Here is a 240-nt window from a genome sequence, read left to right as displayed (position 1 = left end):
ATTGCTTGGGTGTTATATGGTCAAGCCTCACGGGCAATTAGTATTGGTTAGCTCAACGCCTCACAGCGCTTACACACCCAACCTATCAACGTCGTAGTCTTCGACGGCCCTTTAGGGGATTCAAGATCCCAGTGAGATCTCATCTTGAGGCAAGTTTCCCGCTTAGATGCTTTCAGCGGTTATCTCTTCCGAACATAGCTACCCGGCAATGCCACTGGCGTGACAACCGGAACACCAGAG

1 rRNA gene is annotated in these 240 nt (G+C 50.8%); it reads right to left on the bottom strand.

Going from position 1 to position 240, the window contains the following annotated elements:
- Positions 1-16 precede the first annotated feature (16 nt).
- Positions 17-240, bottom strand: a 23S ribosomal RNA gene (locus J5M58_RS27590); the annotation flags it as partial.

Origin of the sequence: Pseudomonas sp. 32_A (assembly GCF_017490905.1) — a bacterium.
In the GTDB taxonomy this organism is placed as follows: Bacteria; Pseudomonadota; Gammaproteobacteria; order Pseudomonadales; family Pseudomonadaceae; genus Aquipseudomonas; species Aquipseudomonas inefficax.
The sequence above is the reverse complement of the archived record's forward strand: the minus strand, read 5'-3'. Positions and strand labels throughout refer to the sequence as shown.